The sequence below is a fragment of the Novipirellula artificiosorum genome, assembly GCF_007860135.1.
GTDB lineage: Bacteria > Planctomycetota > Planctomycetia > Pirellulales > Pirellulaceae > Novipirellula_A > Novipirellula_A artificiosorum.
On record NZ_SJPV01000003.1, the window covers coordinates 37,267 to 61,720 of the forward strand.

A 24,454-nucleotide genomic window follows, 5' to 3' on the forward strand; every position below is an offset into this window, starting at 1 on the left:
ATGAGGTAAAGAACTGGGCTTTCTTAACGAAAGTCATGTCGCGTATAGTCCAACCGGATGACAAGTCGGGTACCTGCGTCGAGGCAGGTCCATCAAGAAACCGGACGGAACCAATGCAAGCGATCGATACGACCGAGCTAGAGAAAACAGTGGCAGGAATGTCTGGTAATCCTGTGCGTTTGCATCTTGGTTGCGGTGGCGTTCGCCTAGCCGGATTCATCAATGTGGATCTTCATCCGCATGACCCCGAGATCGAGGATTCATCCAGGGATGGATGCAATGCGGATGTCTTTGCGGACATGACCGCGTTGGGATTAGACGCCGCGACGGTGGATGAGATTCAAACGTATCACACGATCGATCATTTCACGCGGTGGGCGTGCGTTGATATGATGACCGATTGGCATCGCATGCTCAAACCTGGCGGCCGATTAGTGATCGAGGTTGCTGATTTTGCACGTTGCGTTCTTTGGCTCTTTCACCCGATTAAGAAACGCAGAGAGGTCGCGAAGAACCAGTTTTACGGAAATCAATGGGACCGCATTGACTTTGAAACTCATCGATACGTTTGGTCCGCCCGAGAGCTGAAGCGGGAATTGCGGGCGATTGGGTTTTCATCCGTCAGGGTCACTCATCGTACGGAGACTCATTATCCAGGCCGTGACATGCGTATCGAAGCGACCAAGTGACCCAGCGTCGACCGAAGTTACCGCCTCGTACGTCAGTCTTTCACGTTGGACGCGATCATTTCGTCCGCAAGCTCCAACAGTCTCGCGGTCACCTCACGGCATCGGCCACGCTGGCCTTTGGCTACGTGGCCCAGCTTGCCTTTCAGATGGGGTATTTTCTGATCCTCACTCGCATGTTGGGGGCCGAGCGATTTGGTCAATTCGCTGCGGCGCTCGCCGCGATCAACGTGATCTCGCCCATCGCAGGAATCGGATACGCCGAAGTTGCCTTGGTTCGAGTCAGCCAAGACCGTGACAGCACAGGATTGTGGGCTTCAAATGCATTAGCCGTCACGACCGGAATGGGCATCGGGCTTGCCGTCTGCCTTGCCTCGGTTTCAGGGATGCTCGATGCAAGTCGATGGCTTGATTGGTATTTGATGTTCGGACTCGCGATCAGTGAACTGGTGCTGGTCCGCTGCTGCATGGTGATCGCTCGCGTTCATCAAGCCCGCCGAGAAATCGGCCGAACCTCCTTGATCAATATTTCAATCGCTGCGACCAAAGCACTGATCGCGTTGTGCCTGTTCTTGACCGGTCACACATCGCTTGTGACGCTGATTATCTTGCTCGATCTTTGCCTGTCGTTGCTGCTGATTTGCTACTTCCGTTCACTGTCACGCCGTTCGTCGAACGCCCCGATTTCCTATGCACGCTTGAAGTCTGATTTCCAGCTCGCGTGTTCGTTCGCAACGGGTGTTTTCTGCAAAGCGGTCTACACCGATATGGATAAGCTGTTCTTGGCTCGCTGGTCCACTGCCTCGGTCGTGGGAACCTATGCCGCCGGGTACAAAATCTTGTCCTTATCCTTCACACCGATTCGGGCCATCTTGGAAGCCACGTTTCCGCGCCAAATTGAGCTCGCAGAGTGCAGTCGCGGCGATTGTGCCCGATTTACACGTTCGATCCTGTTGATCAACCTCGTCTTGGCTGCTGGCTTGGCCGGACTCATCTACATGTTCGCGCCTTGGGCGACGCTTCTGTTTGGTGATGATTTTCAAGGCTCCGTTGCCGTGCTTCGAATCGGATTCCTCTTGCCCGTCGTTCAGGCGGTCCACTATACCTTGGGCAACTTTCTGACCGCGACCAACCACCAATCATTCCGTACGATCATGCAAATCGTCGTTCTCGTCGTCTACATTGTGGTGGGACTGATCGTGATCCCTTTGTATTCTTGGCACGGAGCGATCTGGACCAGTCTCGGGTGTGAGACACTGCTAGCAATGCTGTTGGCCACAGGGTGCTTACTCTTTTCACTAAGAGCTCGAGATCGAATGCACTCCGTACCAGTAAAGTAGGATCGACATGAAATATTTGATCATGAGTGACGAACACCGACCGACCATCGGTGGCATTGCGAGGATTTCCGGTGCGTTGGCCGACGGGCTGACGGATCGCGGGCATCAAGTAACCGTTCTCACCAATCGCAATCGAACCGGCGTCAACGACTATGGTGATGAGAAAGCCGAGATCAAGTACTACTCGAAACCGAAGTCCACGCTACTCGGCAAGGCCTACCTGACATCGGTCTGGCCGATCTCCGCTGGTCGATGGATTCGCCAGCAGTGTTTCGACCGCATTTTGGTCGTGGATCCCATGAACGCACTTCCGCTCCCCCTGATGACAAAACTCGGTTCAATCAACTACGACATCCTGCTTTATGGATCCGAGCTGATTCGTTATTCGAAGAATCGACTCACCGATAGGCTGCTGCGAAAGTCGCTGGATGGGGCAGCTCGAATCTTTACCATCACGAAGTACGTCGATCATGAGTTGCATTCGAAATATGGGAAGAGCAGCTACATCGCGTACTGTGGGGTCGGCGAAAAGTTCTTTTCCGAACCCCGTGAACCCAGTCAAATTGCAAGGCTTCGTGAGCGATACGGATTCGCTTCAACCGATTTCATCGTCGGTACGATCAGTCGACTCGATGAACGAAAAGGGAACGATCTTGTCATTGATGCCGTCCAACGACTCGCACCTCAATATCCAAATCTTCGCTATTTGATTGGTGGCGTCGGCCCACAGTATGATCATCTCGAAGCAATGATCTCGCGATACAAGTTGGCGGATCGCGTGATCCTGGCTGGACGTATTCCAGAAGCGGAGCTGGTCAGCCACTACGATTTGTTGAATGCTTACGTGATGCCGAATCGGTTGTTGGAGAATCAAACGGTTGAGGGTTTCGGCATTTCGTTTGTGGAAGCTGCATCGCGGGGGGTGCTAAGTATTGGTGTTGACAATGGAGGTGCGGGAGAGGCTGTTTCCGACAAGGTTTCCGGCGTGTTGTTACCAACAGCTGATGTGGACTTGTTGACGGATGCACTCGATCGAATTCTTAGCGGAAGTCTTGTTTTCGATGGTGAAATGATTCGCCAACATGGACGTCAATTCACGTGGGACCGGTTTGTCGACCAAATCGTGGACCCTGTGGCTGAAGAGAGTGATTCGAACTGTTGATCCGGCAAGATGCAAACCGATAGAGGCGATCGATGAAGGTCATGCAGATCGTCGCAGACGGCGCTCCCGGCGGTGGCACGACCAACGTGCTTGCTTTGGCCGAAGATCTAATCGCCAACCAGGTCGCCGTGATGCTGTGCAGCCAAGCCGCATCGCACGCGATTGACGAGGCGAGGCGATTGGGGGCCAAAGCCCATGACGGCCTCGATTTTTTTCGCAGTCGGTTGGACACTCGGATCGTCCGCGAGCTCCGATCGGCCGTCCATAACGCCGATCCTGACATCATTCATGTTCATGGCGGTCGTGCCGCATTGGCGTGGGTGCGAGGGGCTGACCGCGGCCAGTTGGATCGAACCATCTATACCGTCCGTGGCTACCATTTTCGGCCAAAGCGATTCCCTCTGCGTTTTCTCGCAAAGCGAGCGGAGCGTCGTATCAGCCGGTCGGTATTCAAGACGGTCCACGTCAGTCAAAGTGACAAGGAGGTTGCGATGCATTTCGGATTCATCCGAGACGGCTCCGCAAGCCAAGTCATACGGAATGGGATTCGATTGTCTGACATGCCACGTCACCAGCCAGTTTCTGCAAATGAAGACCAGAACCGAAAGCAAGTAGCGGTACTCGGCCGTTTGACTTACCCGAAAAATCCTCACTTGGTCTTGGATATCGCAAATGATTTAGCCCAAGACGGCTTTGTCTTTCATTTCATTGGAGGCGGCGACATGGAGTTCGAAGTTCGTCAGCGCGCCGAGCGAGAAGGCATTCAGAACGTGGTTTTCCACGGGACTCAATCGCGACCCAATGGCCTAAAACTGATGGCGCAATCAGGAACGTTTCTGTTGGCCAGCCTCTGGGAAGGACTTCCGATTGCACCGGTCGAAGCCATGGCAATGGGATTGGCGGTCGTGATCAGTGACGTCAATGGTTGTACGGAAGTTGTCCGTGATGGAATGGAGGGACGGGTTGCTCCGAGTGGAAATGGTGCGGCCTTCGTTGCCGCACTGCGTGCGGTCGTTGCGGAACCCGAACGGACCCAGCAATTGGTCGTAAATGGAAAGCAACGTGTTGCTGCTGAATTCACGAGAGAGCGAGTCGTCCGTGAGCATCTCAATCTGTATCACGATTGCCTGTCGAAGATTGGATCAAGGAATGCTTCTTCGTGATTTTGAACGCTAGGCAGATCGTCTTCCTTGGCCAAGATACTCGACCTGGTCTTGAGCTGACCCTTCCACTCGGTTGTCCGCTGTCAATGGGCTGTCTTCGGATTGGGATGACGTCTCTGATGTCGTCCCGGTCGCTCCCATCGCAATACCGGCAATCATCCAATAGAGAGCCTGAGTGGGGATTAGGTTGAACGCTGCCTCGGATGCCGCGATCAACATGTAGATGGTAAGTGCGATTCGGCTTTGCACTTGAATCGGGCTTCGACCGCCGCGAAGAATCGGAATGGCCCATATCAAAGTAATCAACAGCGATCCGCACCAACCAAATGTTAAATAGGCGGCTGCATAGAGGCTTTCGCTGGTCCAGGCGAGCTTTTGTGTCTTCATGCCGTGCAGGTTGTCTTCGAAATTCGAAACACGTCCACCTAGATTCGCATCCAACAAGAAAGCAATCGGTTCTCTGCCCATCATCCAGGAAACGCCAACAGCAATGGTAAACAGCACCAGCAGAAATGCTCCTGCATAAAAGATGTTTTTGGCCCTTCGCTGGACGATGGAATTGACCAATTCGTAGGCTGCCAAACCGATCCAAACACTTCGTGAAAGAGAAAGGATGCAGATCGATCGGAACTGGAATCGTGAAGCTGCAGCACCAATCGCTGCGATCGGCCCCCAGATCAACAAGTTGACGCCAAGAATGTTCCCGTTGTTGTAGGTCGAGAACATCTTGATAAACGTGCCACGAAGATTATGACGCTCAGCTACAAGCGAGATGTCCCCACCCGTCGTTGTCAGGAAAGGGACTCCGATGATGATTCCCGTTGTGTTGTAGACAAAGAACGAGATGACGCCAAAGGTAAAGACGATGACCAATGAAATCCGTAACAGACGGAAGAATAGTGGCGTTCCTAAAATGTCAACGAAGAAATTGACACTGAGTATGGCAAAAATGGGTACGACGATCGTGCTGGCAACAATCGAAACGAGGGCACCCTTCGAATGATACCCATACTTTGCGAAGGCAGCGAGTTCAACTGTCGCAAGCAAGAAGAACAGAATTCCCAATCCGGCCTCGTCCGCTCGAATGGATCTGCGTCCCGAGATCGCAATGCGGACCAGTTGGATTGTTGCAGAGAATCCTAACAGTAAGTAGCCGAACGTGATCGGAACATCACCTAGATAGATACCCGCCTTTGGGAATCCAAAAAGACAAATGATCGTTACAACTGCGAATACGGATAGCAAAGACAATTTCATTGTGCTCCGCTTGTAGAACCAATGGCGATTGGCGTCGTCCACGTCGGTTTTTCGCATTCATCGCTACTGACCGCTTGGGGTGCCACCGACAAGTTGAATTTTGCAAGCGATTTTGCCAATCGCTGTCGAAAGATCTGGGCTGAAAACGTCTCCGCATTTTCTCGACAGTCACGTGCGGCGATTGTTTCAGGACGTAATTCTTCGAGCGTCGACATCAGCGATTCAGGATTCTGGGTATCAAAGAAAACACCGGTGCGACCTTCAAGCACCGTTTCCAATGCGCCGCCTGCTCGATACGCGACGACAGGGCATCCCGCGGCTTGCGCTTCAACGGGTGTAATGCCAAAGTCTTCGATTCCTGGAAAGATAAACGCGGCGGCAGTTTCAAAGTGTTCCTTCAGCACCGGAAAAGGCTGACGTCCCAGGAATTGGATGTTCGGTTTCGCAAGCGTCTCCAGCTTTTTCCGTTCAGGGCCATCTCCAATGACAACCAAACGCTGGCCGAGTTCGTTAAATGCCTTGATGGCAATGTCGATTCGCTTGTAGGAGACCAATTCCGAGATCACTAAGCTAAACGATTCTCGCTCTCGAGTAGGACAAAAGTCGTCAACGGCGACCGGAGGATGGATGACTTCTGCGTCGCGATCGTAGTACTTGCGAATTCGGTCGGCCACAAACTGCGAATTCGCAATGAAATGGGTGACACGTTGTGCCGCCTCCCAATCGAATCGACGCAGCATCGGTGCAACTCGGTCCAATGCAAATCGTGCTGCGAAGGATGTTCTCTTGTATTCCGCACCGAGTTCCCAAAGATACCGAGGGGGTGAATGGCAATAGCAAATATGCGTCGCGTTTTTTGGTATCGAGAGTCCTTTGATCATTGATGCGTCACTACTGATCAATGCGTCCACGTGATCGTGCACACGAAGCATTTTGATCGCAAGGGGATGCAGTGGAAGCAGGTGACGATGAGCGCGTGATGCATAGGGAAGAAGGTTTAAGGGGCTCTCGTGGATAGGATGACCGGCGAGACCGGGGATATGTACCTGAAGGTTGCGAACCAGCGTATAGATATCGCTCTGAGGAAAAAGTGATGCGATCTGCTCTAATACCTTTTCGCCTCCCCGGTAGCTTGCCAACCAATGATGTGCGAGTGCGACATTCATCTCAATAGGCTCCTCGTTTGCTGAGTACGGCTGCGGGCGTTCGCAAGAGGATCCAGGCGTCTAGCCATGGAGACCAATTGACGGCATAGTGATGAACAAGGAAAATCCGAGTGGTAAACGAGGTGTCATTGCGTCCAGAAACTTGCCACAAACCAGTAATTCCTGGCCACATTTGGGTGTATTCATAGTAGCTCGATTTGTAGCGGACAATTTCCTCGGCCGGAACCGGGCGAGGCCCGACTAAGCTCATCTCCCCCGTCAGTACGTTCCATAGCTGTGGCAATTCGTCCAGACTCCATCGCCGCATGATCGAACCGATGCCGGGAATGATTCGGGGGTCATTTTTCAATTTGTGATCCACGATCCATTTTGCTTTGGCAATTGGATCGGTCTCGAGTCGTTGCTGTAAAACCTTGTCGGCATCCGGAATCATTGAGCGAAACTTCCACATGCGGAATGTTTTTCCGTGTTGCCCAGCACGGACACTACCATAGAAAATGGGGCCGGGTGAGAGAATCCGAATCGCTAGAGCGATCAACGTCATGGGGATTGCCAACACCACAAGCATTGGAATGCAAATGGTCAAGTCAATGATTCGTTTGACCAGGCGTGGGGTAAATCGCAGGAAGGGTGTCGTTTGACCATGGGTCACGACTCCCGGTAATCCGCTGGTGTCAACCGTTGCATCATCGACTGGTAACGTATTCAACCAAACAATTCGAGGGAACTGAAAAAGAAGTCGATCTGGATATGCATACGTTTGTCGGGGTGAGACCAGGCAAGCCACGGGCGCGAGCGTCTGCCTCCCAATCAGGGCGGCGTCGTCGTTGTGTCCAAGCGGACCATAGGCAATGCTCTCGCCATTCTCGTTTTCGTGCAACTCCGAAGTGAAACCAATCGGCTTGTATCCAGGTACACCGCGTCGCTTAAGTAACTGCATTGCGCGTGTGCAGTCCTGTTGCGTGCCAACCAACAATAATCGCATTCCCCACCACTTGGTCGGGGCAAGGATTCGGCGGGTAAGGGTGCGACACATTGGGATCAGTACGATAATACAAAGTCCCGCGAAGACAAAAATAGAAAACTCGATTCTCGGCAATTGTCCCAAGACGATATTGATGGAAGAGAGGCAAATGAGATTGATAAACGTTGATCGGACCAAGCCACGAATTTCGGTTACAGGACTAAGCCCGGCGCCGGGGTAGAGCTGATGCAGCGAGAACAAAACAGACTGAAGTAGCAAGAATACCGGTATTTGATTCCATATCCCTGGGTTAAAGGGGTGTCCTTGATGCCAGTTGGCTAGGAAGCAGGCGAAGATTAGGCAGAAAGTACTTGTGCTAATGTCCACAAGAAAGACCGGAGTCCCCGTCAGCAAGGACTGGAATGTGTACGCCGCACGCAGCATGCGACTGGGCTGGATTGCGGTATGCTCGGCAACAATCGATTCAAGATCGGGGTCAGCGTCTTCAGCAAGCGATGGCTCGAGAGTCGAGACACCGGACGAAAGAGACAACCGTTTCCGTTGCTCAGTAACGTCAATCGTTGGGGGAGGTCTTTGTATCACTGAATTGTCGTACTTTTATGTGGGGTGCCCTTCTAAACAATCAAACTTGACTGCGCCTTCTCTAAACTTGCGGATTGGTGCTCATCTGCTGATGCGGCAGATCTTGCCGCATTTTCGGTGACTCTCTGTTTTGCTCGACACCTTTCGCCCAGAAAAAGACAGCCTGATCCTTTGAGCGTTGCTAGACAGGAGCGTTGACTCGATGCGTCAGTTTTTGTTTAGGAATGATTTCGGATACCGGCAGCTCTTGGGCTGCATATTGGCGGTGATATTGTCCTATGTACCCGTACTCTTCTTGGCGGTAGTCGCCGTAGCCATAAGTTGCTTTTGCGTTATTGCTGACACCATTCACGACGATTGCGAGCGGTTGGATATTAATTTCTCGCAATATCCGACCTGCGCGTTCGACCGCTCTACGTCCGTTTTTGCAAACACGAACGGTCAGGATGACTCCGTCCACGAGAGGCGCGACAATTGCGGGATCCGCAACAGCCAACACAGGTGGTGCGTCGATGAGGACGATGTCGTATTCCTTGCGAGCCGCTTGAATTAACAGACTCATCTTGTTCGACTGAAGCAGTTCAGCCGGTACCGATGTTTCAGTGCCGTGTGGCATGATGTCCAGATTCTCGACCGAGCTGTGAGTGACCGATTGGGCCAAACTGCATTGGCCATTCAAGACATCCGCTAGTCCGGGTTGACCTTCCAATCCGAACAACCCTGCTACAACGGGGCGCCGTAAGTCCGAGTCGATGAGAAGGACGCGTTTGCCCGTCTGGGCGAACGAAATTGCCAGGTTTGCGATCGTGGTTGATTTACCATCGCCCGGGTGCGGGCTGGACATCATCAAAACCTGTGTGCCTTGTCCACGAGACTTGATCATCAGCGAAGTTCGGGCCACGCGGTATACCTCAGCTTCCGCCGAACGTGGGCAATGCTCGGTTACCAACGACGGTGCCAGCGGCGTCTCGCCTGGTGCGGGCATTGGCAGTTTGCGAAAATCGAATTTTGGCACGTGGGCGATTGCGGGTGCATTGAGTGCACGCTCAAGATCCTCAACGTCACGAAAAGTCGTATCGAGTATTTCTGACGTTAACGCCGATGCACTACCGAGGAACAGTCCCAACATCGCGCCGACAACTATCGCGATCGGTAAGCTGGGCCACGATGGGACGGTTGCGGCCTCGGGGCTCGCGAGCAGGTCGGTGGAAAACCCAGCGTAAGAACCGGCCAAATTCAGTTCCTGCAATCGGCGAATGACCTCGTCGTAGCGAGCTTGGGCGCGAACGAGTATCGCCTTCTTTGCGCTGCCCTCGAGAAATGCGTTTTCCACTTTCTTAGCTTCTATTAACTCCTGGTCGCTTGTTTCAACCAATACCTTTTCTCGGATTTCGTATTCCGCAACATCATTCGTGAGTAGTCGGGTATAGGTACTCAACATGCCTTTCGGGTCGAGTTTGTTCTCGTTAGCCTGAGTTTCTGCGGGCGCATTCTGTTCAATGAACTGCTTGATGACCTGGATCTCTTGCCGGGTTGATTCAACCAGTGGATGGTTTGCACCGTAGACATCGACCATGGTGCGTTCTTTCTGTAACAGGTCGAGCAGTCGGTTGTACTGAGCTCTTGCCGCTTCGGCCCGCAGCGGTTGATCTGCTTGAAACGCAACGGATTGGGTTTCGCCACGAGTCATGTCAAGAAACAGTTTCAGTCGTGTGACTTCCTTTTGACTAAGCAGTGCGAGCTTATCAAGATCGTCAACACCCGACTCCTTGCTTTGATCCGCATAGGAGCTGATGACAATCAACCGTGATTTCGCTTCGGCTAGCGACGAACGCACTTCGGCCAGTTCTTTCTCCAACTGGTCAAGTCGGTTTTTGTGAAGGTCACGAACCTGATCTCCTTCAAGCAGCACGGGCACGTTCTTTATGAACTCGCGGTATTCGATATCCGCTAATTCCAGTTCTTTCTTATTATCATTTTGTGCCTTTTCGATGAGGTTTGCAGCTTCTCGACTGGTGTTTTTTGAGTGCGATTCGACGTAGTCTTCGTAGGAAGCGAAGACGGCTGCCAGGATCGTAGCCGCATCATCCGGGTTGGGGTCGCGGTAGGTGGCCGATAGTACCATGGCGTTTTCGGCCGATCCCTCACCGCCACGTCCTACTTCCATTTGCTCGACGATATAATCAATTGGACTGCCACCATCTGCGAGAACCGTACCGATCGAAGCAATTTTCTTTAGGTTGGCAGTCTCAATCGCGTTAGCGATGTTCTTACGACTTAGAAACAAACGCATGTGGGTAGCGAGCAAGTCTTCGTGGATCGTATCGCCACTTGCTTGAGCATTACTCATTGTCCCACTATTCGCCATTTCGCTTGATCGCTGGCCCACGAGTATTTCAATGCGCGACTCATACATGGGAGTCGTCGAGTAGAAATACAGGAGCCCGATCGCGATGCCGACACAAATGCCGATCAAAAGATGGTGCCATCGCCTCCGAAATAATCCAATGAAATCGAGTTCAATGGACTGATTGCCGACAGCCTGTTCGGAAGATTGGGGACGCATAGAGAACTCAGCAAGAAAACGGCGATCGATCGGGAAGGTGAGTTTCAATTCTGCACGAGAAAACGGCAGTGGATTGACTCAGGTTAGGTTTCGACCGATCCGCTCAGGCGCTATTGCCTTCCTTAGATTTTCTTGCTTGGGATAGTTGTCCGCTTTGTGACTTCTTTAGCGTTTCTCAGAATGATCAGCTTATTGCTGTTTCGTGATGCCCATTCGAGCTGCATCGGTCAAGCGGTCAAATCGATTCTCTTGAGGGTGCAGCTTGCGCCCCAGGATGGCTTGGTCAACGGCTTCTTGGTACCGTCCAAGCGACAGCAGTGTTTCTGTGTAGCGAATGCGATATTTTGCGAGTCGAGGTTTTGCTGCGACGGCCTTTTTCCAATAGTTCGCCGCGCTCGGTTTATCGGAAAGTGCTTCAGAGAATTGAGCGAGTACCGAGTAGCGCAAGTCGTCCGGAACCTCTGACGCGTGATTCAATTGGTCAATCAGCTGATGAGCCAAATCGGGATCGATCAATGAGTCGGGATCTGCTGATGGACCGTCTGTGCCATCCAGCGACATGGTCGGTTGTGCCAGACGTATCAATAAATCGGGTCGTGTCGGTAGTGCGAGTTCCTGTGCGATCTGGATAGGCGTAAGTCGCGTTTGTGCAAGTTTAAAAATTGTTTCAAGGTGGCGGTGATCGATGGACAGGGACCGAGTCCATTGGTCCACCATCCGTACGTCGTCACGTTCGATGTAGGCGACGAATCCGTTGCGAAATAGTTTGTCCACATCATTGTTCGATAGACGAGCCGAACGATCCAGCCATGAATTCATTTGCATGCCGGTGATCGAAGCGATCGTTGTCGCTCGAAAATGTATCGTGGGACGCAGCGGATTGAGTTCAAGTGATTGTCGTAAGTCCTTCATCGTTGCAACCAAAGGTTCACGCAATCGCTTAACCGAAACGAATTCGTTTAACAAGGCTGCCCGATAGGCCTCGGGAACTGCTGCAATGAAATTGAGGATATTGAGCGGTTCCGTTGCATTCCAATCGATTGGCTGGTCACGCTGTGTCGCTTCATCCACCAAGTTGCAGCGATACTGCAGAATGCGCCACGCCGCTCGCCGCTCGTACAGCAGGGCGCTATACGGGTTTGCAGCGATGGCTTGGTCGAGTCGTTGCAATACGTCCTCGGTTGACTCCGGGCGTGCCGAGTCTTCAAGTTCTGTGATTTTGGTTTCATCAGTCACGCTGCGGGTCAACACTTGATCCGTACCGATTAGCACTGCCCACATCAAACATGCCGCGCTCGCGATCGTCCATGAATATCGTCCTCGCCAGCGAATCAGGTGGGATTTGAACTGAGCAAATCCGGTGGTCGACGTTGAATGCTCGTGGGGTCGTTTCACGAGAGAGTGGCTGCTTGCCGCGCGATGGCTCATCAATTCCCCGGCAACGACACTGACCAAAATCGCGTAAAGAAAGAGATTGGATGGGATCGTCAGCACAAAGTCAGCAAGGCTCTGGACGGTCGCGAAACAAAAGATCGCGATGCCGAATAAAGCCCACGCAACGGTATTGCCTGATCGCTCACTGCGTAATGCTCCGAAACAGGTTTTCACAAACCAAAACATCAAGATCGCTAATAGCGAGAGGCCAATGATTCCAGATTCGGTCACGATCTCTAAAAATTGGTTATGAGCCTCGCGGTACCATGTTGGGTGAGTCTGATCTTGAAATGGCAGCGTTGCGTAGCCATAGGTTCCAAGACCTGATCCGCTCGGAAAGTGAGCCTTCGCCGTCTGTAACCCGTCCTTCCAATGCTCCCAACGAGAATCTGTCGAAATCACGTCCAAGGACAAGTCGCTCACTCGTTGTTGGACCGAATCGTTCACGTCCTGAGCAATCCAGCTTATGGTCAAAAAACAAACGGGTACTGCAACTGCTATCGAGATCATCTTTTTGGAAACGGATGGGCGATGAGCCATCGCAATAATCACACAAGAGACCAAAGCGGCTGCCCAGGCTCCGCGAGAGAGGGAGACGCCAATTCCTGTCACGATGACGGTAAAGCACAAAATGAGGGTTACTCGATAAGGAGTCAGCCAAGATTCCGATCGTGTGTATCGGTAGTGAGAACGCGTCGTGACTCTCTTTAACGCAAGGAGTAGAACCGCAGCCGCTGCTCCTGGCAAAATCGCAGCAGCCCCCGCATTCTTGTAGACAAAACTTGAAAAAGGCAAACTAGATACTTGGTGTTCCATGCCGGGTAGGATGTCAACGCTGCCGCCTGCCCGTTGAAGGATTCCCCACATCGAAAGTAGCGTGCAATTTGCGACCAAGGCCCACAGGAGCACGCGACGGCTTTGCGACGTTTGGAACAACCGCCAAGTAAGAAATGCGTAGGCGAGGCCAATGAGAAACGGCACTAATGCGCGCCGCGACTCATCGAGTGCGACCGTGGCCCGCGGAACGATCTCGGGAAGCACAGCATCGGATAAGCGGCTAATCGCACTCGAAAGCTCTGCCGCGGCGGGAGCAACAAATGTCTCATGCGCATCGATCGGCCCGTGAAAAAACAGGCTACCGCCCCACGGAATCGGCATCATCTGAATGGCTGCGTAAAGAATCCACGCCAGTGAGACATAAAAGAGCACGCGCGGTATGGGGGTAACGTCACTGTTCTTGGGCTGGGCGATCAGGCTGATGAAGAGTGCTAAGCCAAGAGCAACCGACAGATGCAGTAGCGTATCGGATTGCATCGCACCATTTCGCCATGCCGCATAAGCCAATGACCCGAGTACAATCGCACGAGCAAACTGTACCAAGCAAAAACACGCCAAAGAGTCGCTACCCGATTCGGCCTTGGAAACTTGCGCCTTCACCGATCGTGATGGCTCCTCTACCCGTAGCATCCATTGGACTCCATATTATCTTATCAACCATCAAACGAACCTATTGAATTGCACTCAGTTCAATAGGTGATTAGCCCGTCAACAGTCAAAGAGCAATAGCAACCCCATCGATCCACGTCACCGCCGTGCGAATCGATCTTGCTAGCATTTCGGAAATCCGTTCGCGAAGTCGATGCCGCCCCGTGAAATCTCGACGGGGCGTCATCGTCTGCGCTGAAATCCAACGCATTAGCTGCGTCCGAGGATCTTTTTGAGACCAGCCAGGGACAGCGCCGTGCATTCCATTGGGGATTTGCCGTCGGGATAGCGTTCTTGTTCGACCGTGTACCACTCGGTGTCGCCGACTTCCAGGCAAGCCTCGAAAATCGGTTCCCATTTGACGGTGTCTTGGCCCAAAATCGCCTTGCCTTGGCCGTCAACCACCGTCGGTTTGCAGTGGATGACTTGGCTGCGTCCCGGGTATTGGCGAATCATCTTGACGGGATCGACGTGCGCGGCGGTCGTCCATCCGACATCTTGTTGCAGAACGACGTCCTTGACGGTTCGCTCGGCAAACAACTCCCAATAGGTCTTGTCACCCTCTTTCTCGAACTCGTGAGTATGGTTGTGGTAGCCGCATTTCATGCCGTGTGGCTTCAGATTCTCAGCGGCCACGTTGAAGATCTCGGCCAATTCCTTGCTGCCATCGGGTTTGCTAAAGCGTCCATCACCGGGCACGACCAAGTACTTGCAGCCGATCGCTTGGTGAAAATCGATCGTCTGGGTCAATGCGTCGCCTATCAGCGTGGCGGTGCCGATGTGCGTCGCAGCGACCTTCAACCCCAGCTGATCCAAACGTTTCTTTAACGCGTCCGCCTTGCCGCTGTAGCTGTGGTAACCAGCGAACTCAACCGCATCGAACCCCGTTTCAGCGCACCAAGCGAGTGCGGCGTCAAAATCCTTGGCACAATCATCGCGGATCGAGTAGAGCTGGAGCGCGATGCCGGGTTCCGCGACCGATTCTGCGGCTGTGGCAAAACGTTGACCAATCGCCATGCCTGCTGCACAGGCGACGCTGGCTTGCAGCAGATGGCGGCGATTCAGACTTGGCTTGGAGGAGGTTCTCATCTTCATGGGTGTTCTCGCAGGGGTCAAAGGTGGGAAAAGGGGGTGAGCAAAGAGCAGGTCCCCGGGGACGGCCCGATTGTAGTCGCGGAGGGTAAATGGCCAATGCCACTTGCTGGGGGGCGAGCAGGTATTGAAGTGCTTGAAATCTATCCGATCACGCAATACACGCTGCCTGTGGCGTGAAGTGATGGGGATTCTGCCTGCGCGGCAAGTTGGAGTGAATTTGCAATTTCCGCTTCATTCGAGATTCTGGCTCCCCTCTCCCCGCGCTCGCGGGGAGAGGGGCGTTGTCAAAAACGGTTCGAGAGCGAAGCGCTAGCACCAAAAAGGCGGGTCTGCAGCGCAACCCGTCTGGAAACGGATCGCAATCCCGCTGACAATGGGGGGATGTCCAGGCAATTTGATCCGAACGAGACCTCCGACCCCAACGAGACGATTCTCAATTCGATCGCGGACGGTGTGTTTACGGTCGACAGCGATTGGCGGATCACGTCGTTCAATCGAGCTGCGGAGGAGATCACGGGGGTTTCTCGGGACGAAGCGATTGGTCAAAAGTGTTTCGACGTTTTTCAAGCGAACATCTGTCAAAGCAATTGTGCGCTTCGTGATTCGATGAAGTCGGGCCGGCAATGGGTCGATCGGCGGATTGACATTTTGAACCGTGACGGTGAAAAGGTGCCGATCAGCATCAGCACATCGGTGTTGCGCGATGCGGATGGAAAACCGTTTGGTGGAGTGGAAACGTTTCGCGATCTTTCTGCGATCGAGAGTTTGCGTCGCGAGATCGACGGGCGCTACTCGCAATACGACATCATCACCAAGAACCATGCAATGCTGGGCATCTTGGATATTTTGCCGGACATCGCAGCCAGCGAGACATCGGTGCTCGTCCAGGGTGCGACGGGGACGGGCAAAGAGTTGATTGCCAAAGCGATCCACAGCCTTTCGCGGCGAGCCGACGAGAGGTTTGTCGCGGTCAATTGCGGCGCGTTGCCCGACGCACTGTTGGAATCGGAACTGTTTGGCTATCGCAAGGGAGCGTTTACCGGAGCGGACAAGGACAAGCCGGGGCGATTCGCGTTGGCGGAAAAGGGAACATTGTTCTTAGACGAAATTGGTGACATCTCCACCGCCCTTCAGGTGCGCCTGCTGCGTGTGTTGCAGCAGCGGGAGTACGAGCCGCTGGGAGCGACCGAAACCACATCGACGGACGTGCGAGTGATTGCCGCGACGAACAAGACACTCGCGGAGCAAATCGCAACCGGAAAATTCCGTGAGGATTTGTATTATCGGCTGAATGTCGTGCGAATCGAATTACCGACGCTGGCCGAGCGAAGTGAAGACATCCCGCTGTTGATTCACCACTTCATGAACCGGTTCAATCTGGAACAGCAAAAACAGGTGCAAGGGGTCTCCGACGAAGCGATGGCTCGGTTGGCTGATTATCCCTATCCCGGCAACGTTCGCGAACTGCAAAACATCATTGAACATGCGGTGGTGTTGTGTCGCAGTGACCGAATCGAAGTGGACAATTTGCCGATGGATTTGTTGACGAATGCGGTGACCGCACCGGGCAAGGCTGCGCCGTTATCGGCTGCGGAGTCCGATGTGATCGTGAGGATGTTGAGCCAGCATCAAGGCCATCGCGGTCGTACCGCCGAGGCGCTTGGCATCGACAAAACGACCTTGTGGAGAAAGATGAAGAAGTATGGGATCCGCTATCCAGGGTAACGCAGGATCCCAGGATCGCGCAAGGATCCAGCACGCAATCGGCTAAAGCCTACCACTCCAACGAATCATCCGACTTAGGCGTCAAGCAGATCGATAAATGCCCGCATCCAAGCTGGGTGCGCTGGCCATGCGGGGGCGGTCACCAAATTACCGTCGACGTGGGCGGAATCCATGGTGTCGGCGGGAGCCACGTAGGTGCCACCGCTGAGCGAGATCTCGGGGCTGACCGCCGGATAGCAACTGCACGATCGCCCGGCGAGGACGCCGGCGGCGGCTAAGATTTGGGGACCGTGGCAGACGGCCGCGACAGGTTTATTCTCGCTGAAGAAGTGACGCACCAAGTCGAGTACTTTCGAGTTCAAGCGCAAGTATTCGGGCGCTCGCCCCCCAGGAATCACCAACGCATCGAATTCCGCGGGCTGAATCAAGTCAAAATTGGCCGTGATGGCGAACCGATGGCCTGGCTTTTCGGAGTAGGTCTGATCCCCCTCGAAATCATGAATTGCGGTTGCCACGGTTTCACCAGCCGACTTGCCAGGACAGACCGTGGCGACGTCGTGGCCGCAGGTCATCAGGATCTGCAGCGGTACCATGGCCTCGTAGTCTTCGACGAAGTCCCCCACCAGCATCAAGATACGTTTTCCGGTCATCGTTTTCCTTTTTTGGTATTTCGTTTGTCGAACGACCCTTAAATTCGTTGTAGTCGTCCTGGTCGGGCATGAGTAGCCCGGGTGAATCGAGCGATCGGTCAGTAAATTTTACCCAAGTCGCCATCCGGCAACGCCATTGATTAGAATGCGAGGAAGCTGTTCAAACAAATCCCCGTTCTGCTTGTTTTCTAAACTAGGTGTTTTTGTGCACAAGTCGCTTTGCCACCCTGCTCTGCCCGATTCAAGATTGCGATCCAAACGATCGATTGGCCTTGTGGTGACCGGAATCACTGCAATTGCGTTGGCGTTCGGTTCGCTTGCGTTCCCCGCGGTCGGTTTGGCGGATGAGTTCTTAAGCGAACGCGAAGCCGCCCGGCTAGGACTCGAAATTGCCTGGCGGCGGCAACTCGAAGCTCCCGCTGGGGCTCAGTCGATTGCGGACCAGCAGATCTACGTCCATTCCACTTCGCCAGATGAGTTTGTCGAGGTGGTCCGGGTGTCGGCTCCGGCGGGGGAGGCACAAGCCGAAGCAGCGGCACCCGCCAGCAGCGCCGATTCCACGCAAACGCCGGATTCGACGAGCGAAGACAAGACGGTCGATTCAAAGAAGGGTGCAAAATTTTCGGATGTGTTGATGCGGATTCCAACGGATCGGGTCGATTCGTATGGCAGACCGGTGGGTCGCAAGGAGGCAGAACGCATTGCCAACAATGAAATCCGAAGGCTGACGCGGCGTGGGATCGAAGCCAAGATTGAAACCCGTATTGTCCCACGCGTTCGCTTGTACACCCTCGGGAACGATGGCACGTTGGAATCTCGCGATGCCGAAACGGGCGAACCCAAATGGATGGTCCGCGTCGGTGATCGTCGCTTGGGCTACTTGGCTCTTGGTGTTGGCGAAACGTATGCAACGGTGATCAACGGTGGCAACTTGATCGAGATCGACGTCACCAATGGCGAAATCATCGAGGAAACCCAAACGGTGAATATGCCCATTTTCGGTGCCATTCACTCGGGAAACGTCTCGGTCTTTCCCACGATCACCGGTGGCATCGAGGGCTATTCGTTGACCGATCCCAATGACGTTCCGTTCCGTGAAACGGTTGCCGGCCGCGCGCTGGCCCTTCCCACCAAAGCGCCGGGTTCCTCGAAGATTGGTTGGGGAACCGGGCAAGGTTTCTTCTACTGTATGGAGACCGCCGGTCAGCCATCCGTTTTGTTCCGGCTCAATACCGATGGCATCGTCAGCGGGCGTGTGGCAGCGGCCGATGGGGAACGCTTCTTTTTTGGCAGCGAAGCGGGACAAGTCTACGGCGTCTTCGCCTCGCGATCGGGCCAAGTTCTTTGGTCGACTCCCTTTGGCGAACCCTTTTATGACGAAGCCCTCATCGCCGACGACCAATTGCTGATTCGATCCACTTACGGCAGCCTCTACTCCTTGAGCCAGACTGACGGAAGCGTGACATGGGAAATGCCTGCACAAGGGGTCGATGAAATGTTGGGGACGATCGGTGACAAAGTCTACGTGACCACCATGAGCGGATCGATGGCGGTGCTGGATCTGGAAACGGGCAAGCGACTTGAGACGCTGACGGGCGTTCGCCCTGAGCGATTGCTGAGAAACAAAATGACGGATCGGTTGTATTTGGTTGGCAGCAGTGGGGCGATCCAGTGTTTGCATGCGATTGGGGCGGATCTTCCTGAAATCCGCGAAGGATTTGACAAAGCACCCTCCAACGAACCCGTGCAACAGGAAGCGGGAGACGAACAGACGCAAGAATTGGAGATGGATACGGATCCGAGTCCGGGATTTGACATGCCGGCCGGTGACGATCCCTTCGCGGTTCCCGGCAGCGATCCGTTTGGTGCTCCCGGCGCGGACCCGTTCGCTGGCGACGGCGCGGACCCCTTCGGCGGTTAGTCCGTTGATTTTGGGGAACCTGTTTTAGAACCGATCCGAAAAGGGGTCTGACCCTCTGTTGGTGTGAGTGTATCGGTAGCGAATCCATTGGAAAACAACGAGTTTTTGAGCAATAAAAACGTCGGTCGACAAAGGGTCAGACCCCTTTTCGGATAGGTTCTTCAAGCGAAGGAGTTCAAGGAATGGCATCGGGGGATTCGGTTGCCGACGGCGACCGGCAAGCAAGGTCACCGCAGCAGGTGATCGTGGTCGGCAGCGGATTGGCTGGCTTGGCGTCGGCGTGTGTCCTCGCGGCTCGGGGGCACTCGGTCACGCTTCTTGAAAAGAACGATTGGCTTGGCGGGAAAGCGGCTGTGTTATCGGCCGCAGGCTACCGTTTCGACATGGGGCCGACGATTTTGACGTTGCCCAGTGTCTTGCGACGCGTGTTTGCCGAAGCCGGACGCAGTCTTACCGACTACTTGACCTTGGTGAAGCTCGATCCACAGTGGCGCTGCTTCTTTGACTCGGGTGCGACCCCAAGCGACCACGACACCGGCGTGACGGTGTTGGACTTGGTCGCCGATGTCGACACGATGGCCGACTCGATCGCCAAGTTCACCGGCTCCGCCGCCGATGCGAACGGGTATCGACGGTTCAGCAAACTGAGCGAGCAGTTGCATGGCGTGTCCGACCGATTTTATTTCTGGCGGTCGATCGGGGGAATCCGCGATACGATGGACGTCGGCGGCGCCTTCTCGGCATCGGTGATGAAGGATGTCTTGTCGTTGCGGATGGGCAAAAGCGTGGCGTCCGTGGTGCGGTCGCACGTTGCGGACCGGCGTGTGGCTCAGATGATGGACCACTTTACCCAGTATGTCGGTTCGAATCCGTATGCGTCGCCCGCCGTGCTTTGCGGGATCGCTCATATGCAAACGGACGAGGGGATTTGGTATCCCATCGGAGGCACCCGAGCGGTTCCCGAGACGCTGACGAAATTGGCGATCGAGCTTGGCGTGGTGTTGCGAACGGGCGTTGATGTGATGCGGATCACCACCGATCATGGACGGGTGACGGGAGTGATCACCGCCGGCGGCGAAACGATTCGCAGCGATGCCGTGGTCAGCAATTGCGACGCGGTTCGAACCTATCGAGAACTGCTCGATGGAACACCGGAATCGGCAAAGTTTCAGCGCAACAAACGATTGGAAGCCGCTTGCAGCGGCGTGGTCTTGTATTTGGGATTGAACCGTCGTTACGACCACTTGCTGCATCACAACTTCGTCTTTTCGCGGGATCCGGAGCAAGAGTTTGATTCGATTTATCAGCGCGGCGAACCTGCATCGGACCCAACCGCGTATGTCTGTGCGCCGGCGATGACCGAACCCGATGTGGCTCCGAGTGGATGCGAAGCGCTGTATGTGCTGGTGCACACACCGTATCTGCACCCTGGTCATGATTGGAAGAAGATGCTGCCCTCGTACCGGGAAACGATTTTGGACAAACTGGAAACCACTGCGGGGATGCAGGGGCTTCGTGACTCCATCGTGTACGAGTCGGTGTTGACCCCCGAGGACATTCACCACCGTTATCGCGTGCTCAACGGCGCCATTTATGGACTTGCCAGTCACGGGCGGTTTGCGGGTGCGTTCAAACCTGCGAACCGCCGTCGTGACTTCCGCGGCCTGTATTTGGCCGGCGGCGCGGCTCACCCGGGTCCCGGGATGCCCATGGTTTTGATGAGCGGCTGGATCGCGGCCGACTCGCTTGACCGCGATGCAAAAAATGTCTCCCCCTTTCCGTCCTCTACTGAATGAAACTCATCCATGAATCTTCCTGAACGCGCTGCCGATCAACTGCGTGACGTTGAAATCCAACTCGGCTACATTCCGTCCAACCCGGCCAGCGTGCTGTACAAGTCGGGTGGCACGATCGTGCTTTGCACCGCGTCGCTTGAAACGTCGGTGCCACCGTGGATGGCCGGCAAAGGCAAAGGCTGGGTGACGGCGGAATACAATATGTTGCCCGGCAGCACGAGCCCGCGAAAGCGTCGCGACCGTGGCGGCAAGATCGATGGGCGAACGACCGAGATTCAACGGTTGATTGGCCGCAGTCTGCGCGCGATCATCGATTTGAACCAATTGGGCGAAAACTCGATCACCGTCGATTGCGATGTGTTGCAAGCCGACGGAGGAACTCGTACGGCGTCGATCACCGGCGGTTTCATCGCCTTGGCGAAAGCGGTCGAAATGGCCGTTCCGGGTAGCCGGGTTGGCGACGGACCGATTCGTGACAGCGTCGCGGCGATCAGTGTGGGGTTGATCGACGAACTGGTTCGCCTCGATCTCGATTACCAGCTCGATTCGGCGGCCGATGTCGATATGAACGTGGTCATGACAGGAGCTGGGCGATTTGTCGAAATCCAGGGGACGGGCGAAGAAGCAACCTTCGACGACGCCCAATTGGTCGAATTGTTGCGATTGGCTCGCAAAGGCATTGGCGAGCTGACGGAGCGACAACGCCAAGCGATCGCAAAGCATTGAGAAATGCACCCCCCCCGACGCTACTGAACAGGATTGATCTTGTGGGTTCACGCCGTGAATGCCTATGCATGGTGCGGTTGAAGTGCTAGGGGGCTGTCACACCTTGGTTGTGACAAACCACTAAGAGCGAAGATCTCGGGACGGTTACCACAAGGAGGATCGGTGCCAAGTCGAAGGGAACTGCAGCAACAATGGACGGCACAGCTGAAAAGCCTCGAGCAGCATCAGCGGGCCGAGGCGGCGGAGGCGTTGGCGCAAATGGGGCCCGATGCGGCACCCGCGGCCATCGAATTGGTGGAAGCCTGCGCGGACGTTGAAGCGATTCAGACTTGGTCCGTCGCGGCGCTTGAAGAGCTGGGGCCGCCCCCGCCGGACCAAATTCATGGCATCGCCGAGTTGGCCGGTGACGCGAATCCGCTCGTGGCTTATTGGGCCATCACGTTACTGGGCCGCGCCGAAGCAGACGCTGCTGCGTACCAGGACGTCCTCATCGATGCGGTTCGCTCGTGCGAATCCATCGCCGTTCGGCAACGGGCTGCGTGGGCACTCGGAAAAATCGGTGCTGCTTCAAAGGAATCGATTTCCGAAAACGCCAAAGCCGCACTCAAAACAGCAACTCAATCAAGCGATCCTCGATTGGCGAGGTTAGCACAAACTTCGCTCGAGCAGTGTCGTTAACGCAGAGTCGCTGACCACGACGGATCACCCCGGCGACGAAGCGTCAGGCAAGGAGGCCTGTGAAGCGTGGCGAAACGAAAAACCAATGCAGGCAGTAAGTCGCGAGTCTCGTTCTTCTTTTGGATGATCTTCACCACTTTTTCCGGTTCGGGAATTGGCGGTTATTTCAATCCGAATTGGCCCGTCATCGGACCGCTGGTTCAGCGGTTGACGACATGGCAATCCCAGAATCCTGAGGCCTCGCTGACCGATCTTGATCTGGGGCGCCAACTCAGCAATGAAGTTCGAAACACGATTGCGGAGCGCTTTCCGGGAACGCAGCTCTCCAACTTGCCAGCAGCCGCCAACAACACGCCGTACGACCCACGAGTCGTTCCGGCTCAATATGCATCCACCAACCGACGCCCTTTCGGAGCGTCCACGTCCGCCAGTCGTCGGCCGCAGGACAAGTTGCTGATTGCAACCTTCAACATTCAAGTGTTCGGCCAAAGCAAGATGGCAAAACCCGAGGTGGTCAATGTGCTCACGCAGGTCGTTCGTCATTTTGATCTTGTGGCCATCCAAGAAGTCCGCGCCAAGGACGACAACATCTTGCCCAATTTTGTCGCGTCGCTGAACGCGGACGGCAGCCAGTACGGGTATCTGATTGGGCCGCGATTGGGACGCAGCGTCAGCACCGAACAATACGCCTATGTTTTTGATCAAACGCGAGTTCAGTACGACCCGAATGCGGTTGGCACCATGACCGACCCCTCCGACCTGTTGCACCGCGAACCGTTTGTTGCCCGCTTTCGAGCCGTCACGCAGTCACCGGACCATGGGTTTTCCTTTTGGCTGGTTAACACCCACACGGACCCGGACGAAGTTCCACAAGAGGTCGACGCGCTTGCTGAGGCCTTCGAAGTCATGTTATCGGCACGTGCCGATGAGGACGACGTCATTTTGCTGGGTGACTTGAACGCCAGTGAAACGCAACTGGGACGTTTGGGACAAATACCAGGAATTCGCTGGGTCGTACGCGGTGCGATGACCAATACCCGTCAAAGCAAGGCGTACGACAACATCTTGTTCCAGGGACAGGCCACGGGCGAGTTCACGGGACGATGGGGAGTCTTCGATATCGAACGCACGTTCGGCTTAACCCGTGATCAAGCGCTCGAGGTTTCGGACCATCTCCCCGTTTGGGCCGAATTCAGTGTCTGGGAAGCAAACCACTCGCCCCGATGACCACGCTGAAAAGGCCCCTCGGCTGCGTCAAATTGTCTGTTAAGGAAATGCTTGCGCCCCCGTTACGCAGTGGATCCTTTTGGATATACTAGCATCCGTCCGATTTCTCACTTACGCCTTTACCTTGAAGGAAAGCAAAATGAAACTTCGCAACCTCGTTCTTTTGTTGCCCATGATCGCATTCACCGCTTGCTTGGTTGGATGCAGCGAAAAGAAACCCGTTGTCATCGAAGCAACCGATGAATCGGCGATGCCAGACGACTACGAAGAGCAGTCGATGGGCGACTCGAACAACCAGTAGTTCAACGCGTCAGAAAGGATCACGATAGCACTCGTTTCCAAACGATCGCGTTTGGAAACGGGTTTTTTTATGCGCCGATCATGCCGGTCCCGCCAATCGACCGTGGAGGCCACGGTTTCCCGCCTTGGGATTTTGGCGCCCGATCGTTATCCCGAGGGGACGTTCGGTAAATATGTTTCGGAATTCTATTTGCCGCGAAGCGGTTAAATTCCAGAGCCCAGGGTCGACGCGCAGCGGCGCACCTTGGGGGCGCTGCTCTGAGTGGCCTGACGAATCGATGCTAAGACGTATCAAAGAGTGGGCCACGGGTCCTGGGCCCTCCCCCTCGCTGCGCTCGACCCCTCCCGCTGCGCGGGCAGGGGTGGTTTACCTCTCCCTCTGGGCATTGGTATCTACACAAGTTTCCTTAGTTTGTAGACTGCCCTGGATGGAATCAATCTTCCGCGGCTGGAGCCGCGTCTGCAACGTCGTTATCTGCAATTGGTGCAGGAAACTTGGGCCATCAGAGC

At 54.6% G+C, this 24,454-nt stretch carries 19 protein-coding genes; 12 read left to right on the plus strand and 7 right to left on the minus strand.

All coding sequences use genetic code 11. The features are described 5' to 3' along the window. Positions 1 to 35 precede the first annotated feature (35 nt). Genes Poly41_RS09565 through Poly41_RS09580 form a run of 4 tightly spaced genes read left to right on the plus strand, consistent with a single transcriptional unit; the run spans position 36 to position 4,351 of the window. The gene (locus Poly41_RS09565) at positions 36 to 689 is read left to right on the plus strand and encodes a class I SAM-dependent methyltransferase (protein WP_146525877.1); all 654 of its coding nucleotides are present in this window, start codon (positions 36 to 38) and stop codon (positions 687 to 689) included. Continuing rightward, positions 686 to 2,026 (plus strand): lipopolysaccharide biosynthesis protein, encoded by a 1,341-nt coding sequence (locus Poly41_RS09570; RefSeq protein ID WP_146525879.1) that lies wholly within the window; start codon positions 686 to 688, stop codon positions 2,024 to 2,026. The genes Poly41_RS09565 and Poly41_RS09570 overlap by 4 nt, the downstream gene beginning before the upstream one ends. A 7-nt stretch (positions 2,027 to 2,033) precedes the next feature. Next, complete coding sequence (locus tag Poly41_RS09575; protein WP_146525881.1) at positions 2,034 to 3,188, plus strand: glycosyltransferase family 4 protein; 1,155 nt, start codon at positions 2,034 to 2,036, stop codon at positions 3,186 to 3,188. Positions 3,189 to 3,220: 32 nt separating this feature from the next. Then, positions 3,221 to 4,351, plus strand: coding sequence for a glycosyltransferase family 4 protein (locus Poly41_RS09580; protein ID WP_146525883.1), 1,131 nt, complete (start codon positions 3,221 to 3,223; stop codon positions 4,349 to 4,351). Between the two features lie 9 nt (positions 4,352 to 4,360). Here the strand turns inward: Poly41_RS09580 and Poly41_RS09585 are convergent, their stop codons facing one another. The 6 genes from Poly41_RS09585 to Poly41_RS09610 all read right to left on the minus strand — a co-directional run bounded on the left by Poly41_RS09585 (position 4,361) and on the right by Poly41_RS09610 (position 14,921). Further along, positions 4,361 to 5,608: a hypothetical protein gene (locus Poly41_RS09585; RefSeq protein ID WP_146525885.1), complete on the minus strand. Its 1,248-nt coding sequence runs from the start codon at positions 5,606 to 5,608 to the stop codon at positions 4,361 to 4,363. After that, complete coding sequence (locus tag Poly41_RS09590) at positions 5,605 to 6,774, minus strand: glycosyltransferase (protein WP_146525887.1); 1,170 nt, start codon at positions 6,772 to 6,774, stop codon at positions 5,605 to 5,607. The genes Poly41_RS09585 and Poly41_RS09590 overlap by 4 nt, the downstream gene beginning before the upstream one ends. Position 6,775: 1 nt before the next feature. Then, complete coding sequence (locus tag Poly41_RS09595) at positions 6,776 to 8,341, minus strand: exopolysaccharide biosynthesis polyprenyl glycosylphosphotransferase (protein ID WP_146525888.1); 1,566 nt, start codon at positions 8,339 to 8,341, stop codon at positions 6,776 to 6,778. A 181-nt stretch (positions 8,342 to 8,522) separates the two neighbouring features. After that, positions 8,523 to 10,907, minus strand: coding sequence for a polysaccharide biosynthesis tyrosine autokinase (locus tag Poly41_RS09600; RefSeq protein ID WP_146525890.1), 2,385 nt, complete (start codon positions 10,905 to 10,907; stop codon positions 8,523 to 8,525). Positions 10,908 to 11,096: 189 nt separating this feature from the next. Continuing rightward, positions 11,097 to 13,808: an O-antigen ligase family protein gene (locus tag Poly41_RS09605; RefSeq protein ID WP_146525892.1), complete on the minus strand. Its 2,712-nt coding sequence runs from the start codon at positions 13,806 to 13,808 to the stop codon at positions 11,097 to 11,099. 228 nt (positions 13,809 to 14,036) lie between these two features. Beyond that, entirely contained in the window at positions 14,037 to 14,921 is an 885-nt protein-coding gene (locus Poly41_RS09610) for a sugar phosphate isomerase/epimerase family protein (protein ID WP_146525895.1), read from the minus strand. Positions 14,922 to 14,957: 36 nt separating this feature from the next. On the opposite strand from Poly41_RS09610, the gene Poly41_RS33890 reads away from it, so the two are divergent. Then, on the plus strand, positions 14,958 to 15,098 hold the full coding sequence (locus Poly41_RS33890; protein ID WP_197231190.1) for a hypothetical protein: 141 nt from the start codon (positions 14,958 to 14,960) through the stop codon (positions 15,096 to 15,098). Positions 15,099 to 15,302: 204 nt separating this feature from the next. Beyond that, entirely contained in the window at positions 15,303 to 16,646 is a 1,344-nt protein-coding gene (locus Poly41_RS09615; RefSeq protein ID WP_146525897.1) for a sigma-54 interaction domain-containing protein, read from the plus strand. A gap of 74 nt (positions 16,647 to 16,720) precedes the next feature. Here the strand turns inward: Poly41_RS09615 and Poly41_RS09620 are convergent, their stop codons facing one another. Continuing rightward, positions 16,721 to 17,296 carry a DJ-1/PfpI family protein gene (locus Poly41_RS09620; RefSeq protein WP_146525899.1) on the minus strand — a complete coding sequence of 192 codons (576 nt, stop codon included), beginning with the start codon at positions 17,294 to 17,296 and terminating at the stop codon, positions 16,721 to 16,723. A 247-nt stretch (positions 17,297 to 17,543) separates the two neighbouring features. On the opposite strand from Poly41_RS09620, the gene Poly41_RS09625 reads away from it, so the two are divergent. The 6 genes from Poly41_RS09625 to Poly41_RS33895 all read left to right on the plus strand — a co-directional run bounded on the left by Poly41_RS09625 (position 17,544) and on the right by Poly41_RS33895 (position 23,945). Beyond that, positions 17,544 to 19,217: an outer membrane protein assembly factor BamB family protein gene (locus tag Poly41_RS09625; RefSeq protein ID WP_197231191.1), complete on the plus strand. Its 1,674-nt coding sequence runs from the start codon at positions 17,544 to 17,546 to the stop codon at positions 19,215 to 19,217. A 182-nt stretch (positions 19,218 to 19,399) separates the two neighbouring features. Continuing rightward, positions 19,400 to 21,013 carry a phytoene desaturase family protein gene (locus Poly41_RS09630; protein ID WP_146525903.1) on the plus strand — a complete coding sequence of 538 codons (1,614 nt, stop codon included), beginning with the start codon at positions 19,400 to 19,402 and terminating at the stop codon, positions 21,011 to 21,013. 9 nt (positions 21,014 to 21,022) lie between these two features. Next, on the plus strand, positions 21,023 to 21,739 hold the full coding sequence (gene rph / locus Poly41_RS09635) for a ribonuclease PH (protein ID WP_146525904.1): 717 nt from the start codon (positions 21,023 to 21,025) through the stop codon (positions 21,737 to 21,739). Positions 21,740 to 21,901: 162 nt separating this feature from the next. Further along, positions 21,902 to 22,417 carry a HEAT repeat domain-containing protein gene (locus Poly41_RS09640; RefSeq protein ID WP_146525907.1) on the plus strand — a complete coding sequence of 172 codons (516 nt, stop codon included), beginning with the start codon at positions 21,902 to 21,904 and terminating at the stop codon, positions 22,415 to 22,417. 66 nt (positions 22,418 to 22,483) lie between these two features. Next, complete coding sequence (locus Poly41_RS09645; RefSeq protein ID WP_146525909.1) at positions 22,484 to 23,644, plus strand: endonuclease/exonuclease/phosphatase family protein; 1,161 nt, start codon at positions 22,484 to 22,486, stop codon at positions 23,642 to 23,644. Positions 23,645 to 23,783: 139 nt separating this feature from the next. Next, the gene (locus Poly41_RS33895; protein ID WP_197231192.1) at positions 23,784 to 23,945 is read left to right on the plus strand and encodes a hypothetical protein; all 162 of its coding nucleotides are present in this window, start codon (positions 23,784 to 23,786) and stop codon (positions 23,943 to 23,945) included. The last annotated feature ends 509 nt before the right edge of the window (positions 23,946 to 24,454 follow it).